This is a genomic window from Sulfurisoma sediminicola, from assembly GCF_003865015.1.
In the GTDB taxonomy this organism is placed as follows: Bacteria; Pseudomonadota; Gammaproteobacteria; order Burkholderiales; family Rhodocyclaceae; genus Sulfurisoma; species Sulfurisoma sediminicola.
The window spans coordinates 78,977-94,615 of record NZ_BHVV01000001.1; the positions used below are offsets into that span (position 1 = coordinate 78,977).

The 15,639-nt window shown below is 66.0% G+C and carries 17 protein-coding genes; 7 read left to right on the top strand and 10 right to left on the bottom strand.

Annotated features, from left to right (window positions below; genetic code table 11):
• Positions 1-2: 2 nt before the first annotated feature.
• The 4 genes from EJE94_RS00440 to EJE94_RS00455 are packed head-to-tail and all read right to left on the bottom strand — an operon-like array spanning position 3 to position 3,106.
• On the bottom strand, positions 3-1,019 hold the full coding sequence (locus EJE94_RS00440; RefSeq protein ID WP_243642481.1) for a lysylphosphatidylglycerol synthase transmembrane domain-containing protein: 1,017 nt from the start codon (positions 1,017-1,019) through the stop codon (positions 3-5).
• Positions 1,012-2,094: a tRNA 2-thiouridine(34) synthase MnmA gene (gene mnmA, locus EJE94_RS00445; RefSeq protein WP_121239534.1), complete on the bottom strand. Its 1,083-nt coding sequence runs from the start codon at positions 2,092-2,094 to the stop codon at positions 1,012-1,014. Before mnmA ends, EJE94_RS00440 begins: the two co-directional genes overlap by 8 nt.
• Positions 2,078-2,647, bottom strand: coding sequence for a hypothetical protein (locus EJE94_RS00450; protein WP_121239535.1), 570 nt, complete (start codon positions 2,645-2,647; stop codon positions 2,078-2,080). Before EJE94_RS00450 ends, mnmA begins: the two co-directional genes overlap by 17 nt.
• Positions 2,648-2,650: 3 nt before the next feature.
• Positions 2,651-3,106 carry an NUDIX hydrolase gene (locus tag EJE94_RS00455; protein ID WP_121239536.1) on the bottom strand — a complete coding sequence of 152 codons (456 nt, stop codon included), beginning with the start codon at positions 3,104-3,106 and terminating at the stop codon, positions 2,651-2,653.
• Positions 3,107-3,184: 78 nt separating this feature from the next.
• Here EJE94_RS00455 and EJE94_RS00460 point away from each other — a divergent pair, with 78 nt between their 5' ends.
• From EJE94_RS00460 to EJE94_RS00480, 5 genes are all read left to right on the top strand, one after another.
• The gene (locus tag EJE94_RS00460) at positions 3,185-4,105 is read left to right on the top strand and encodes a branched-chain amino acid transaminase (protein ID WP_121239537.1); all 921 of its coding nucleotides are present in this window, start codon (positions 3,185-3,187) and stop codon (positions 4,103-4,105) included.
• Between the two features lie 10 nt (positions 4,106-4,115).
• On the top strand, positions 4,116-4,322 hold the full coding sequence (locus EJE94_RS00465) for a zinc-finger domain-containing protein (RefSeq protein WP_121239538.1): 207 nt from the start codon (positions 4,116-4,118) through the stop codon (positions 4,320-4,322).
• A 13-nt stretch (positions 4,323-4,335) separates the two neighbouring features.
• Positions 4,336-5,337 carry a lipopolysaccharide heptosyltransferase II gene (waaF, locus tag EJE94_RS00470; protein WP_207855613.1) on the top strand — a complete coding sequence of 334 codons (1,002 nt, stop codon included), beginning with the start codon at positions 4,336-4,338 and terminating at the stop codon, positions 5,335-5,337.
• Between the two features lies 1 nt (position 5,338).
• Positions 5,339-5,767 (top strand): YybH family protein, encoded by a 429-nt coding sequence (locus EJE94_RS00475; protein ID WP_121239540.1) that lies wholly within the window; start codon positions 5,339-5,341, stop codon positions 5,765-5,767.
• Positions 5,768-5,845: 78 nt separating this feature from the next.
• Complete coding sequence (locus EJE94_RS00480) at positions 5,846-7,237, top strand: phosphomannomutase/phosphoglucomutase (RefSeq protein WP_121239541.1); 1,392 nt, start codon at positions 5,846-5,848, stop codon at positions 7,235-7,237.
• Between the two features lie 39 nt (positions 7,238-7,276).
• Here the strand turns inward: EJE94_RS00480 and EJE94_RS00485 are convergent, their stop codons facing one another.
• The 6 genes from EJE94_RS00485 to EJE94_RS00510 form a co-directional block, all read right to left on the bottom strand.
• Positions 7,277-7,573, bottom strand: coding sequence for a HigA family addiction module antitoxin (locus EJE94_RS00485; protein WP_121239542.1), 297 nt, complete (start codon positions 7,571-7,573; stop codon positions 7,277-7,279).
• 12 nt (positions 7,574-7,585) lie between these two features.
• Positions 7,586-7,867, bottom strand: coding sequence for a type II toxin-antitoxin system RelE/ParE family toxin (locus EJE94_RS00490; RefSeq protein ID WP_121239543.1), 282 nt, complete (start codon positions 7,865-7,867; stop codon positions 7,586-7,588).
• 428 nt (positions 7,868-8,295) lie between these two features.
• Positions 8,296-8,790 carry a hypothetical protein gene (locus tag EJE94_RS00495; protein WP_124962368.1) on the bottom strand — a complete coding sequence of 165 codons (495 nt, stop codon included), beginning with the start codon at positions 8,788-8,790 and terminating at the stop codon, positions 8,296-8,298.
• Positions 8,791-9,318: 528 nt separating this feature from the next.
• Positions 9,319-11,940 (bottom strand): alanine--tRNA ligase, encoded by a 2,622-nt coding sequence (gene alaS, locus EJE94_RS00500; protein WP_121239544.1) that lies wholly within the window; start codon positions 11,938-11,940, stop codon positions 9,319-9,321.
• A 106-nt stretch (positions 11,941-12,046) separates the two neighbouring features.
• On the bottom strand, positions 12,047-12,412 hold the full coding sequence (locus EJE94_RS00505) for a hypothetical protein (protein ID WP_121239545.1): 366 nt from the start codon (positions 12,410-12,412) through the stop codon (positions 12,047-12,049).
• A gap of 117 nt (positions 12,413-12,529) precedes the next feature.
• Positions 12,530-13,807, bottom strand: a complete 1,278-nt coding sequence (locus EJE94_RS00510) for an extracellular solute-binding protein (protein WP_121239546.1) — start codon at positions 13,805-13,807, stop codon at positions 12,530-12,532.
• Positions 13,808-13,899: 92 nt separating this feature from the next.
• Between EJE94_RS00510 and EJE94_RS00515 the strand changes: the two genes are divergently transcribed.
• Both EJE94_RS00515 and EJE94_RS00520 read left to right on the top strand, forming a co-directional pair.
• Entirely contained in the window at positions 13,900-14,472 is a 573-nt protein-coding gene (locus EJE94_RS00515; RefSeq protein ID WP_121239547.1) for a hypothetical protein, read from the top strand.
• A gap of 1 nt (position 14,473) precedes the next feature.
• Positions 14,474-15,619 carry an FAD-dependent monooxygenase gene (locus EJE94_RS00520; protein ID WP_121239548.1) on the top strand — a complete coding sequence of 382 codons (1,146 nt, stop codon included), beginning with the start codon at positions 14,474-14,476 and terminating at the stop codon, positions 15,617-15,619.
• The last annotated feature ends 20 nt before the right edge of the window (positions 15,620-15,639 follow it).

The window sequence follows — 15,639 nt, forward strand, 5'->3', positions numbered from 1 at the left end:
CGCTAACGGCTCCTCGCCAGCGCCATGGCGCCGAGGGCCACCGCGAACCACAGCGTCGCCAGCCGGCAGATCAGGGTCGCCGAGACCGCGACCGGTTCGGGCAGGCCGTTCAGGATGAGCAGCGCCACCATCGTCGCCTCGCTGCCGCCGAGGCCGCCGGGCAGGAAGGCGACGCTGCCGACCAGCATGGCGAAGGCGTAGATGAACACCGACATCGGCAGGGGCAGCGGGTGGCCAAGCGCGGCGAGCAGCCAGTGGAAGGCCACGGCCTCCGCGCCCCAGGCGACGATGCCCACCAGCAGCGCCCAGGTGAGCGTGGTCCAACGAAAGCAGGTCCGCACGCCGAGCACGATGTCGCAGAGGTGGGCCAGCGCATTGCTCCAGCGCGCCTCCCTGCCGGCAGCCCAGGCGTCGAGCGCATGGATCCACGCCGGAAACTGCAGCGCGACGATGGCCGCGAGCGCGAAGATCATGACGCCCGCGACCAGCGGCGCGCCCATCGGGTAGAGCCAGAACACCGAACTCGTCAGCAGCAGGATGGTCAGCAGGTCGGCCGTGCGCTCGGACAGGAAGGCAGCGGTGCTCTCGATCAGCGGCACGCCGAAGGGCTTGAGCATCACGCCGCGCAGCAGCTCGCCCAGCTTGCCGGGCGTCGTGGTCAGCGCGAAGCCGGCGAAGTAGATGCGCCCCGACGGCAGCCACGGCACGGGATGTCCGAGCAGGGTCAGGTAGTGCTGCCAGCGCGCGAAGCGCAACAGGTAGTTGAGCAGGGACAGCGCGAGGATGCCGGCCATGACGGGAATGCCGACGCGGGCGAAGGCGGCCGCGACTTCGCGCCACCCGGCCCACAGCGACAGGCCGAGATAACCGGCGGCCGCGAGCGCAACGGTCCAGGCGGTGAGTCGGATCGCGCGCGGCGAAACGCCGCCGCCCGCCGGGCCGTCCCAAGGGCGGCGCCCCCCCCCGTGGGGGGCAGCGAGCCGCTTCTGCGAGCGTGGGGGGCCAATATTGTCAGACAATGATCCCGCCGCCAAGGCAGACGAGCGATTCGTACAAGACCACCGACTGCCCCGGCGTCACCGCCCATTGCGGCGCGGCGAAGGCGACTTCGCATTCGTTCGCATCGATGCGCTCGACCTCGCAGGCCGCGTCGGGCTGGCGGTAGCGCGTCTTGGCCGCATAGACCCAGTGGGTATGCGGCTGCTTGCCCGAGACCCAGGAGAGATTCGCGGCGGTGAGCCGGTCGCGCAGCAGCGCGGGGTGGTCGTGGCCCTGCACGACGTAGAGCACGTTTTTCGCCATGTCCTTGGCGCACACGAACCACGGTTCCTCGGGCGCGCCTTTCACGCCGCCGATGCCGAGGCCCTCGCGCTGCCCCAGGGTGTAGTACATCAGGCCCTCGTGTTTGCCAATGACGCGCTCGTCGTCGAGGCGGCGGATCTCGCCCGGCTGCCTGGGCAGGTAGCGCGCGAGGAATTCGCGGAAGGGCCGCTCGCCGATGAAGCAGATGCCGGTCGAATCCTTCTTGGCGTGGTTGGACAGGCCGGCCTCCGCGGCGATCTTCCTCACGTCGCGTTTGTAGAGGTGGCCGACGGGGAACAGCGTCTTCGACAACTGCGCCTGGTTGAGGCGGTAGAGGAAATAGCTCTGGTCCTTGGTGCCGTCCTCGGCCTTCATCAGTTGGAACTCGCCGAGGAATTCGCGCACCTGGGCGTAGTGGCCGGTGGCGATCTTGTCGGCCCCGAGGCGCAGCGCGTGGTCGAGGAAGGCCTTGAACTTGATCTCGGAATTGCACAGCACGTCGGGGTTGGGCGTGCGCCCGGCCTGGTACTCGGAGAGGAAATCGGCGAAGACGCGGTCCTTGTACTCGGCCGAGAAATTCACCACCTCGAGGTCGATGCCGATCACGTCGGCGGCGGCGGCGGCGTCGATCAGGTCCTGGCGCGAGGAGCAGTATTCCTCGGTGTCGTCGTCCTCCCAGTTCTTCATGAACAGGCCGACCACCTCGTAGCCGGCGCGCTTCAGCAGCAGCGCGGCGACGGAGGAGTCAACGCCGCCCGACATGCCCACGATCACTTTAGATGTCCGGTCCATCGTCTCTTTTCCATTTGTCGAACGGCGCGATCCACGCCGGCTTGCCGTTGTCGGCGTACCAGCTGTCGACCGCCCAGGTGCGCGAACGCGCGTCGGTGCGGATCACGCTGATGCCGTCGCCCAGATCCTCGATCGCCGCGCTGAAATGCTGCGATACCAGCAGGGAGCGGCGCACCGGATCGAGCACGCGATGGAAGCGCAACCAGCCGCGCCCCTCGATCATGCGCAGGAAGCGCGTCGTGGTGGTCGAGTGGTCGATGCAGTCCATCTGCCCCGGCATGCCGCCGTCGGCGAAGTTGCCGGCCCGATCGTTGCCGACCGGCGTCTGCTCCGCCGCCCAACCGTAGAGCTGGCCGACGACCAGCGCCAGCAGGGTGCGCTCCCGCTCCGAGGAATTGGCCGACAGCAACATCGCCTTCACCCAGGCCAGGCGCGCCTCGCTGAAATGTACGGCCTCCTCCGCGGCGCAGCCGTAGTTGAAGCAGACATCGACCGTCTGGTCGGCCCGGGCGGCGGCCGCCAGCAGCAGCAATGCGAACGGCAGCCATCGCATCGCCTAGTCGTGGTGGCGGATCAGGTCGAGCGGAAAGCGCCGACCCGACAGATAGTCCTGCACGCACTGCCATACCAGCGGGCTGCGGTGGCGGTCGCGACCGGCCTTGATCTCCTCCGGGGCGAGCCAGACGGCGCGGACGATGCCGGCGTCGAGGGCGAGGCCGTCCTGCTCGGCCACCGGCTCGCAGGCGAAGGCGAAGCGCAGGTAGGTGATGTCGCGCTGTGGCCGCGGCCACTGGTAGACGCCGACCAGCGCCGTCGGCCTGACGTGCCAGGACGTCTCCTCCAGCGCCTCGCGCATGCAGGCGGCGACCAGCGACTCGCCTTCGTCGAGGTGGCCCGCCGGCTGGTTGAAGCGCAGGCCTTCGTCGGTCTCCTCCTCGACCAGCAGGAAGCGGCCGTCGCGCTCGATCAGCGCAGCCACGGTGACGTTGGGTTTCCAGATAGCGGGGCTCATGGGGCGATTTTAGCCTCGCCCAAAGGCCGCTTCGGCTAGAATTTGCGCTTTGCACCATTCATTGCTCGGAGATTCACCATGTCGATGTCCGATCGCGACGGCTTCATCTGGCAGGACGGCCAGCTCGTGCCCTGGCGCGAAGCCACCACCCACGTGCTGACGCACTCGCTGCACTACGGCCTCGCCGTGTTCGAGGGCGTGCGCGCCTACAAGACCGTCAACGGCACCGCCATCTTCAAGCTCAAGGAACACACCGACCGCCTGTTCAATTCGGCCCACATCTACCGCATGCCCATGCCCTGGGACAAGCAGACGCTGATGGAGGCGCAGAAGGAAGTCGTGCGCGCCAACAAGCTGGAATCGGCCTATATCCGCCCGATCGCCTTCTACGGCTCGGAGAAGATGGGCGTCTCGCCCAAGGGCGCCAAGACGCATGTGGCCATCGCGGCCTGGCCCTGGGGCGCCTACCTCGGCGAGGAAGGCATGGAGAAGGGCATCCGCGTCAAGACCTCCTCCTTCGCCCGCCACCACGTGAACGTGACCATGGCTCGCGCCAAGTTCGCCGCCACCTACGCCAACTCGATACTGGCCAACATGGAAGCCACCGAGCACGGCTACGACGAGGCGCTGCTGCTCGACGTCGACGGCTTCGTCGCCGAGGGCGCCGGCGAAAACCTGTTCATCGTCAAGGACGGCGTGATCTACGAGCCCGAGATCGCCTCGGCGCTGATCGGCATCACCCGCGCCACCATCATCGCGCTGGCCGAGGAGCTCGGCTACAAGGTCGTGTCCAAGCGCCTCACCCGCGACGACGTCTATATCGCCGACGAGGCCTTCTTCACCGGCACCGCCGCCGAGGTCACGCCGATCCGCGAGCTCGACGGCCGCACCGTCGGCGAAGGCCATCGCGGCCCGATCACCACCAAAATCCAGAGCCTGTTCTTCGACGTGGTCAACGGCAAGGTGCCGGCCCGCGCCAATTGGCTCACGCCGGTCTGAGGAGAGTCTCATGACGACAGCCGCCGCCAACGACACCGCCCGCGAAGTCGCGGTCACCGCGCACGACCTGCCGCTGCACTGCCCGCGTCCCGACGCGCCGCTGTGGTCGCGCCACCCGCGCGTCTTCCTCGACGTGCTCAAGCACGATGAAGCCATTTGCCCCTACTGCGGCACGAAATACCGCTTCACCGGCGAGAAGCCCAAAGGGCATCATTAACCGGGTGCCCCGCGTGGCCCGGGTGCTCGTCGTCGCTCCTTCCTGGATCGGCGACAGCCTCATGATGCAGCCGCTGCTGATGCGGCTGCGCGCGCAACGCCCCGACACCGAGATCCACGTCCTCGCTCCCGCCTGGAGCGCGCCGCTGCTCGTGCGCATGCCCGAGGTCGCGGGCATCATCGAAAACCCCTTCGCCCACGGTGCGTTCGACTGGGCGGGTCGGCGTGCCCTCGGCCGCCGACTGAGGGGAAACGAGGCCGGCGCCGGCTTTGCGCGGGCCTACGTCCTCCCGAATTCCTGGAAGTCTGCGCTGGCGCCGTACTTCGCCGGCATTCCGCAACGCATCGGCTTCCGCGGCGAAGCGCGCTACGGCCTCCTCAACGAGTGCCCGCCCCTGGACAAGGCTGCGGTGTCGCGACTGGTCGATCGCTATTGCCTGCTGGCCGGGCCGCTCGACGGCGCAACGCCGCTGCCGCACCTGACGTCGACCCCGGAGCAGCAGCGGGCGGCACGCACGGCACTCGGCCTGCCGCAGGATGTCGCCCCCGTCGTCTTCTGTCCCGGCGCCGAGTACGGCCCGGCCAAGCGCTGGCCGGTGCGGCACTACGCGGCGCTCTCCCGAATGCTCGAAGGACCGGTCTGGATCGTCGGATCGGCCAGGGACCGCGGGGTCGGCGAGGAGATCGCACGGCTGGCCGACGGCGCCGCCACCAACCTCTGCGGCCGCACCGACCTCGAGCAGGCCATCGACCTCATCGCCGGCGCGCGCCAGGTGGTCAGCAACGACTCCGGCCTGATGCACGTCGCCGCCGCGCTCGACCGCCCGCTGGTCGCGCTCTACGGCTCGTCCAGCCCCGGCTACACGCCGCCGCTGTCGCCGCGCGCAAAAATCCTGTCGCTGAATCTCGAATGCAGCCCCTGCTTCAAGCGCGAGTGCCCCCTGGGCCACCTGCGCTGCCTCGAGGACCTGACACCGGACAAGGTATTCGCCACGATGGCCGAAAGCGCCGACTGAGATGCCGAACAAGCCGATCTTCCCGACGCCGCAGGACGCCGAGGCCGCGTTCTACGAGGCCCTCGAGCGCGCCGACCTCGAGGGGATGATGGCGGTCTGGGCCGAGGACGAGGAAATCGTCTGCATCCACCCGGGCGGACCGCGCCTGGTCGGTTATGCCTCGATCCGCGAAGCCTGGCGCCGGATGTTCGACGGCGGCGCCCGCCTGCAGGTGCGGCTGTCGCAGCCGACGACCGTGCAGGGACCGCTGGCGGCGGCCACCACCGTCATCGAACACATCTCGGTGCGTAACGACGAGTCGGTGCGCGCGCCGCTCGTCGCCACCAACGTCTATGTGCGCGGCGCCCTGGGTTGGCGCATGGTGCTGCACCATGCCTCGCTCACGCCGCCCGACACCGGTGCCGAGACGCCGCGCAAGACATTGCATTGAGCCGTGCGGTTTGCACGGATGCGGCAATCACCCTGGTGTGATAATTCCGCAAACCAAAAAATTCCTCCGGAGACAGACATGAGCAGCCTCGCCCCCGAGATATTCAAGGCCTACGACATCCGCGGCATCGTCGGCAGGACGCTGACGCCCGAGGCCGCCCGCCTCATCGGCCAGGCGCTCGGCACCGAGGCGCAGGAGCGCGGCCTCGTTTCCATCGTCATCGGCCGCGACGGCCGCCTCTCCGGCCCGGAACTCTCCGCCGCGCTGGCCGCGGGCATCACCTCGACCGGCATCGACGTCATCGACATCGGCCGCGTGTCGACCCCGGTCACCTATTTCGCCGCCCATCACCTCGGCACCGGCAGCTGCGTCTCGGTCACCGGCAGCCACAACCCGCCCGACTACAACGGCTTCAAGATGGTGCTCGGCGGCGAGACGCTCTACGGCTCGATGATCCAGGCGCTGCGCAAGATGATCGACAACCGCCACTTCGTCGAGGGCCTGGGCACGGTACGCCAGGTCGACGTCAGGCAGGCCTACCTCGACCGCATCGTCGCGGACGTCAAGCTCTCGCGGCCGATGAAAATCGTCGTCGACTGCGGCAACGGCGTCGCCGGCGACATCGCGCCCGAGCTGTTCCGCCGCATGGGCTGCGAAGTGATCGAGCTGTTCTGCAAGGTCGACGGCACCTTTCCCAACCACCATCCCGATCCCTCGAAGCCGGAGAACCTGGCCGACGTGCAGCGCGTCCTGCGCAAAACCGACGCCGAACTGGGCCTGGCCTTCGACGGCGACGGCGACCGCCTCGGCGTCGTGACCAAGGACGGCGAGATCATCTATCCCGACCGCCAATTGATGCTCTTCGCCGCCGACGTGCTGAGCCGCAATCCCAATGCTTCGATCATCTACGACGTCAAGTGCTCGCGCTGGGTCGCCGAGTCGATCAGATACCAGGGCGGCAAGCCGTTGATGTGGAACACCGGCCACGCCCTCATCAAGGCCAAGCTCAAGGAGACCGGCGCGCCGCTCGCCGGCGAGATGAGCGGCCACATGTTCTTCAAGGAGCGCTGGTTCGGCTTCGACGACGGCACCTACGCCGGCGCACGCCTGCTCGAGATCGTCTCGCGCTGGACCGACGCCAACTGGCCGCTCAAGCACCTGCCCAATGCCATTTCGACGCCGGAACTCAACCTCAAGATGCAGGAGGGCGAGCCGCACGCGCTGATCGCCAAACTGCAGAAGCAGGGCAAGTTCCCCGGTGCGAAGCGGCTCATTACCATCGACGGCGTGCGCGCCGAGTATGCCGACGGCTTCGGCCTCGCCCGCGCCTCCAACACCACGCCCGTCGTCGTGCTGCGCTTCGAGGCCGACAACGCCAAGGCGCTGAAGCGCATCCAGGGTGAATTCAAGACCGCGCTCGAAAGCGTCTGGCCCGGCCTCAAGGTGACTTTCGAGAGCGGCGGGCACTGACGCACCGGGCGGGCGCCTGTCAGCCCGCCTAGGCCGCTCTCAGATGGGAACGACCTCCCGCACCGCCCGCAGCGCCCGCTTCATGCTGGCCTCCGCTTTCTTTAAGTCGTAGGTCGTCTGCAGGTTCAGCCAGTATTGCGGCGACTGCCCGAGTGCGCGGCCGAACAGCAGCGCCAACTCGGCCGTCACCGGCCGAGCGCCCTTCAGCACATGGGAAATCCGCATCGGCGAAACTCCGATGACTGCGGCAAACGCCGCCTGAGTCAGGCCGAGTTCGTCCAGCGTTTCGCGCAGGAACTCTCCGGGATGAATGGGAGGCAATCCGTTCTTGGCCATGACATCGACTCCTCAGTGATAATCGACCACTTCTACGTCGTAGGCGTCGCCGCCGGAGAAACGGAAGCACAAACGCCACTGTTCGTTGATCCGGATGCTCCACTGCCCAGCCCGATCGCGCGACAGCATCTCGAGCCGGTTGGATGGAGGCATCCGCAAATCCTCGACCGCTGTCGCCGCATCCAGTTGCGTCAGCCGCATCATGGCCCGCCGTAGGATTGCCGGCGGAAGACGACGGGACTTTCCGGTCGTAAACAGGCGTTCAGTCTCAGCGTCGGCGAAGCCGCGAATCATAGCGGTAATATAAACAATCTGTTTATTGTTTGCAAGATTGGCTACCAATCGCCTGCAGCGCCAATTTCAATTCGAACTCGACCCCTTATTGCATTTATTCGCTTACGATTCGACTCGGTCGGTGAGATTTCTAGAAAAGCGCCCATTAGGGCTGAACATAAGTCCTGTAGTACTAGTAGCGAGTTCCGTTTCTAATCCATGCGTCCAAGTCGTGAAAGTTAACTTCAATTCTTCTTGTTTCCGGAAACAGTGTTCGCCGATACTTGCAGGCAAAGTCGGTACACCTTTGCTCAACAGGAACAGATTTCAACCGTTCCTTGTTTGGATCCCAGCATTCGAGGTAGGGCTGTCCGGAAAGTCCATGCCCAGCCTGCTCCTCACACCATAAGTCCATTCGGCCTTGATTAGTGTATTTCGCATTGCCAACGTCATCCTGTATCGATGATATTAAAGAAAGAAGTTGAATTTCGCTTGTTATCAACGCCTCGCTGATTCTTGCTAGTAGTCAAAATTTCTGACAAATGCCAATGGCACCTACCAGGTTCATATTTATCCAATTGCACGGTCGCTTCATAGTTGTCTCCGGTTTTGACGAATGGTAGTAACTCTCTCATGGATAAAGCTGGATAAACACCCTCAAACTTGTTGAGTGTGTAGCGGCACCCGTCAATTCCTTCAGCACGCCAAACCATCTCAAGCTGAACGTCCAGTGTCGGAGAAATCGTGCCGAGTATTGTTAACGTCATGTTATGGTTTGGCCGCTTGTTTTCGAGTGGGTAATCCGCATCGTCGGGGGTAACGTTGTTCCAATAGTCAGCGTAGCAACCATTAGGGGCACAGATTGAAAGTGCGACAAACGTTGCTACCACAAATTGCCAGCGAACAAGCTGCCAGGTTGAAAGCATAGTATTTAGCTCAGCCATTCATTACAGCGCTCGGGTGGAATGCCGCATAACCTGATGTAGTAAGCCTAAAACGTCGGAAAGCGTTCCGACGAAAGGCTGTACAAATTTGCAGAAATCCGGCGCAAGGGCTTTGAAAAAACGGACATGGCCGGAATTCGTAGAACCTAAAGACTTTTGCGGAATGTGCATCGGCTAGCTCCGTCGAAGCGGGCGGCGGAATGCCCGCGGCGTGGCAATCTGCCCGGCATTAGAGTACTTATTCGGCATCGGGGCAAGCGGCAGGGTGTCTGTAGCGCCCGGCGGCGGCGCGCTTCCGCCGATTCAGGGAGCGCCGCAGCGGCGCGAGGCGAACAGGAGGTTTCCGGTCGCGATGTCTGAGCGGCGCAGCCGCGAGTTTCGCGGCCGGCCTTTTCGGCGCGCGACGCAAGGGAACCCTGCGGCGCAGGCGCAGGGCGCGAGCTCATGAGGCGGGGACTCGCCCCCGGCAGACGCTAGCGGCGCGAGGCGCGCAACGCCCCATCGCCGTGTCGCCAGCGCCGACGTTTCTTAAAGCTTGGCTTCGACCCAGCCCTGCACCGACGCCAGCGCCGCGGCCAGATTCTCCGGCTGGGTGCCGCCGGCCTGCGCCATGTCGGGCCGGCCGCCGCCCTTGCCGCCGACCTGCTGGGCGACGACATTGACGAGCTCGCCGGCCTTGACCTTCGAGGTCAGGTCGGCGGTGACGCCGGCGATCAGCGTGACCTTGCCGTCGGCAACCGACGACAATACGATCGCGGCGCTCTTGAGCTTGTCCCTGAGCTTGTCCATGGTCTCGCGCAGCGCCGTGACGTCGGCGCCTTCGAGCTGTGCCGCAAGCACCTTGATGCCCTTGATGTCGACGGCGCTGTTGACGAGGTCGTCGCCCTGGGCCGAGGCCAGCTTGCCCTTGAGCGCGGCCATGTCGCGCTCGAGGCGGCGCACCTGGTCGAGCAGCGCGGTGACGCGGCCATGCACCTCGCCACGCACGACCTTGAGCGTGCCGGCCACGCCGCCCAGCGTCGTCTCCATGTTCTGCACGTAGGCCAGCGCGTTGTCGCCGGTCAGCGCCTCGACGCGGCGCACGCCGGCGGCGACGCCGCCCTCGGCGACGATGGTGAAGAAGCCGATGTCGCCGGTGCGGTTCACATGGGTGCCGCCGCAGAGTTCGCATGACGAGCCGATGTCGAGCACGCGCACCTCCTCGCCGTACTTCTCGCCGAACAGCATCATCGCGCCGGTCTTCTGCGCGTCGTCGAGCTTCATGACGCGGGCCTGGGTGGCCGCGTTGGCGAGGATCTCGGCATTGACCAGGCGCTCGACGCGGCGGATCTCGTCGTTCGTCATCGGCTGGGTGTGGGAGAAGTCGAAGCGCGTCTTGTCGGGGTCGACCTGCGAACCCTTCTGCTGCACGTGGGGGCCGAGCACCTCGCGCAGCGCCTTGTGCATCAGGTGGGTGGCGGAGTGGTTGCGCACGGTGCGCGCGCGCGCCTGCGCGTCGACCTTCGCCGTCACGCCGTCGCCGACTTTCAGCGAGCCGGTGGTCAGCACGCCGTGGTGGCCGAAGACGCTGGCCTGGATCTTCTGCGTGTCCTCGACGGCGAGGATGCCGGATGCGCCGCGCAACTCGCCGCGATCGCCGACCTGGCCGCCGGACTCGGCGTAGAACGGCGTGTGGTCGAGCACCGCCACGCCCATCTCGCCTTCCCTGAGTTCATTGACCGGCGCGCCGTCCTTGTACAGCGCGAGGACCGTCGCCTTGGATTCCAGCGCGTCGTAGCCGTGGAAGGTGGTCGCCGCGCCGGCGTAGTCGAGGTTGGCGGCCATCTTGAACTTGCCCGCCGCACGCGCCTGCTCCTTCTGCTGCGCCATCGCGGCGTCGAAAGCGGCCGCGTCGACGGTCACGTTTCGCTCGCGGCAGATGTCGGCGGTGAGGTCGAGCGGGAAGCCGTAGGTGTCATGCAGCTTGAAGGCCGTGGCGCCGTCGAACACCGTCTTGCCGACCCGGTCCATCGCGGTGAGCTCGGCCTCGACGATGGCCATGCCGTTCTCGATGGTGGCGAAGAAGCGGTCCTCCTCCTGCCTGAGGATGTCCATCACGCGCTTCTCGCCGCTGGCCAGTTCCGGATAGGCCGCGCCCATCTCGGCGACGAGGTCGGGCACCAACTTGTGGAAGAAGGCCTCGCGCGCGCCGAGCTTCCAGCCGTGGCGGATGGCGCGGCGGATGATGCGGCGCAGGACGAAGCCGCGGCCGACGTTGCCCGGGATCACGCCGTCGGCGAGCAGGAAGGCGCAGGCGCGGATGTGGTCGGCGAGCACCTTGAGCGAGGGGCTGTCCATGTCCTTGTCGGAAGTCTCGCGCGCGGCGGCCTTGATCAGCGCCTGGAACAGGTCGATCTCGTAGTTCGCGTGCACGCCCTGCAATACCGCGGAGACACGCTCCAAGCCCATGCCGGTATCGACCGAGGGCTTGGGCAGCGGATGCATCACGCCCGCCTCGTCGCGGTTGAACTGCATGAAGACGTTGTTCCAGATCTCGATGTAGCGGTCGCCGTCCTCGTCCTCGCTGCCCGGGGGGCCGCCCCAGATGTGCTCGCCGTGGTCGTAGAAGATCTCGGTGCAGGGGCCGCAGGGGCCGGTGTCGCCCATCATCCAGAAGTTGTCGGAAGCGTAGCGCGCACCCTTGTTGTCGCCGATGCGGATCACGCGCTCGGCGGGCACGCCGATCTCCTTCGTCCAGATGTCGTAGGCCTCGTCGTCCTCGGCATAGACCGTGACCCAGAGCTTGTCCTTGGGCAGCTTGTAGACATCCGTCAGTAGCTCCCAGGCGTACTTGATGGCGTCGCGCTTGAAGTAGTCGCCGAAGCTGAAGTTGCCCAGCATCTCGAAGAAGGTGTGGTGCCGCGCCGTGTAGCCGACGTTCTCGAGGTCGTTGTGCTTGCCGCCGGCGCGCACGCATTTCTGCGAGGTCGTCGCGCGGTTGTAGGGCCGCTTGTCGAAGCCGAGGAAGACATCCTTGAACTGGTTCATGCCGGCGTTGGTGAACAGCAGCGTCGGGTCCTCGTGCGGCACCAGCGAACTGGAGGCGACGATCTGGTGCCCCTTCGAGGCGAAGAAGTCGAGGAATTTCTGGCGGATTTCGGAGCTTTTCATGGCGGCGAGTCAATATTCGGCAAGGCGCTGATTTTACGCGATTGTCGCGGCGCAAGAAGCAAAAAGGCCCGCCATGGCGGGCCCTTTCCGAACAGCCTTTCCAGGCTTAGTGCTTGTTGTTGCCCTTGCCCTGCTTGTCTTTCTTGCCGTCATGGTCCATGTCGCGCTGGCGATCATGCTTCTCCTTGTAGATCTTCTCGCTCTGCTTGTCCTGCGCCTTCTGCAGATGCTCGCGTTCCTTCGCGGTGACCTTGCCGTCGGCCTTGGCCTTGTCTTCCTGCCGCTGGACCTTCTGCTGGCCCTTGTCGAGCCTGGCGGCCTCTTTCGTCGTCAACTGGCCCGAGGTCACGCCCTGGTCGATGCGCTGCTGCTGGTTCGCCTGGCGCTGGTCGACGCCGGGCGTGGCGGTCTGGGCGAGTACCGGCACCGCGAGCGCGGCGAGCAGGGTGGCGAGAGTGATCCGGATTTTCATCGTGGCTTCTCCTGGTGAGTGGCATGGGAGGTTCCCATGGCAGACGTAACGCGCCAGCACGGCAAAAAGTCACCCGCGAAATGTAAGCGTTCGTTTCGGCCGGGAAATGCGCGGCCGCTACTTCTTCTTGGCCACCGCCGGGGGCGCCGCCGGCAATTCCACCTCGGCATTGGCACGCTGCATCGCCGTGTCGAGCGCCTCCTTGGCGGGCTTCTTGTTGCCCCAGACGAACTCGATCTCCTCGTTGAGGATGCCGCGGATGCGGCTGCGGCCGCTGCCGTACTTGGTGCGCTCGCTCGCCGACGGCACCACCGACAGACGCTTGGCGACGCGTTCGAGCAGTGCCGGCGGCGCCCCGGAGGCCTTGAGGGCGTCCACGGCCGCCGGCGTCATCGGCAGGAAGCCCGTCGCCTGGACCCACTCGCGCTGGGTTTCGGGCTTCAGCAGGAATTCGACGAAATGCGCGACGACGGCATACTCGTCCTTGTGCTTGCCCGGCAGCGCCCACAGCGCCGCGCCATCGGGCAGCACATCGGCCGGGCGCGCCCCGCGCACGTCATCGTAATGCGGCAGTTCGGCGACGCCGAAACGAAAGCCACTCGACTTCTTCAGTTCGGCATAAAGCGGCGACTCGCCGGTCAGCATCGAGCACTCGCCCGACATGAACTTGGCGTCGCCCTCCCGGCCCGGGCCGAAGTAATGGAAGTAGAAACTCTTCTGCCAACTGGCGAGCAGGGCGATGTGCTTGACATGGACCATGGTGTTGAGCGCGACCTTGTCGGTCTTGCCGTCGCGCGCGAGCACCGGCTCACCGTGCTGCGAGGACATGTTATCCACATGCACCCAGGCGAACTGCGATGAAGTCAGGGGGCACTTGAAGCCGGCGTCGAACAGCTTGCCGGCGGCGGTCTGCACTTCCCACCAGGTCTTGGGCGGATTGTCCGGGTCGAGGCCGGCGCGGACGAAGGCGTCGCGATTGTAGTAAAGCACCGGCAGCGCGTGCGCCAGCGGCAGGGCCTGTATCTTGCCCTTGAGATCGTCGACGGCACCGGCCATCTGGGGGAAGAACAGCTTGGCCTCGAACGGCAGCTTCGAGGCCGCCATGACCTGATGCAGCGGCAGGAAGCGCGGGCTGGTGCCGAAGAAGCGCTTGTTGTCGATGGGATCGAGCAGCGCGAGATGCGGCGGCTGATTCAGCTCGGCACTGCCCTGCAGGCCTTTCAGGTCCTGCAGCACGACCTTCGACTTGCCCTTCTGCTCGCCGTTGAAGCGCACCACCAGGTTGGCCAGGGCAGCGAGCTGCTGTCCGGCGAGTTCGTGACGCAGCGTTATTTCCTGGGCCTGAGCGGCCGGCAACCAGAGGCCCAGCACCGCAAGCAGCAGCTTCTTGTTCATGATCGTCCCATGGTCATGGCAATATCGGGCGAGTTTAGCAGTCAATCGCCCACGCTTGCTCTCGTCCCGACAGTCGGCTACGCTACCTCCACATGAACCGGTCCCAAGCCGTCGCGCTGGCCATCGCCGCGCTCAACGTGGCATTGATGCTGCTGTTCCCGCCACACGACTACCTCTCGCTGCAGCACGGCGGCGTCGGCACCTTCGACGGCTTCTACTGGGCGTTCGCCAGCCTGCCGAACCGGGTCGTCAACCGCGACTTCCTCACGCTCGAGATCCTCGTCGTGCTCATCAACGCCGCCATCGCCTGGCTGCTGCTACGCGACCCCGATCCCGCGCGCAGCGACGCCGGCATGAACCGCCTGCAGCGTGGCGTGCTCTTGCTGGTCGGGATCAACCTCGTGCTGGCCCTGCTGTTTCCCCCGTTCGAGAACTACCGTGCCATCACCAGGGCCGTGATACCGACCTTCGAGGGTTTTTACTTCGTCTTCGGCGACCATTCCACGCAGAAGATCATCACCTCCGTCCTCTATATCGAAGTCACGCTCTTGCTGATCAACGGCGCGCTGGCCTGGCTGCTGTTCCGCCGCCGCGGCGACGACCCCGGCGCACCCGAGGAGGTGCGCACGGCGGCGAAGTTCCGGCACGAGCACGACAGCCCCTGACTTGCGCATCGCCTGCCTCGGCGGCGGCCCCGCCGGCCTCTACTTCGCCATCCTCGCCAAGCGCGCCGACCCGACGCGCGAGATCGAGGTCGTCGAGCGCCATCGTCCCGAGGACAGCTTCGGCCGGGGCATCGTCTTTTCCGACCGGGCGCTGGAAACCCTGCGCCAGGCCGACCCGCCGTCCCACGCCGAGATCACCCGCAACTTCCGCCACTGGAGCGACATCGACATCCACTTCAAGGGAGAGCGCATCACCGCGCACGGCCACGGCTTCTCCGGCATCGCCCGCGCCAGCCTGATCCGCATCCTGCAGGCCCGTGCCGAGGCGCTGGGCGTCAAGGTCAGCAACGGCAGCGAATTCACCGACCCCTCGCCCTGGGACGATCGCGATCTCGTCGTCGGCGCGGATGGCATCCGCAGCGCGGTGCGCCGGTCGCGCGAGGCGCGTTTCGAGCCCGTGGTGCGCGAATCGCGCAACCGCTACCTTTGGCTCGGTTCGACGCGCCGCTTCGATGCCTTCACCTTCGCCTTTCGCGAGACCGCGCACGGCTGGTTCAACCTGCACGGCTACCGCTACGACGAGCGCACTTCGTCCTGCATCGTCGAGACGCCGGAAACGGTGTGGCAGGCGGCCGGTCTCGCCGACATGGGCTACGAGGAATCGCTCGCTTACGCCGAGCAGCTGTTCGCCGACGTTCTCGAAGGCGAGCCGCTGATCGGCAACAGCCAGCGCTTCGACCATCCCTCCGGCTGGCAGCGCTTCGCCGGCATCCGCTGCCGCCGCTGGTGGGACGGCCACACCGTGCTCATCGGCGATGCCGCCCACACCGCCCATTTCTCCATCGGCTCCGGCACGCGCCTGGCCATGGAAGACGCCATCGAACTGGCGCGCTGTCTCAGCCGGGACAACGGCGACCTCGCCAGCGCGCTCGCGCGCTTCCAGGCGGTACGCGAACCGCTGGCCCTGCGCGCACTCGAAACCGGCTTCCGCCGCATGGAGTGGTTCGAGGACATCGCCGCCCACGCCCATCTCGCGCCCGACGCATTCGCCGTCGCCCTGCTCACCAGCAGCGGCCGCCTCGACCTCGAGGAACTGCGTCGCCGCGACCCGCAGCTGATGGGAAGTTTTTCCGCGACGGCGCGATAATTGCATCCTCGAATATTGAG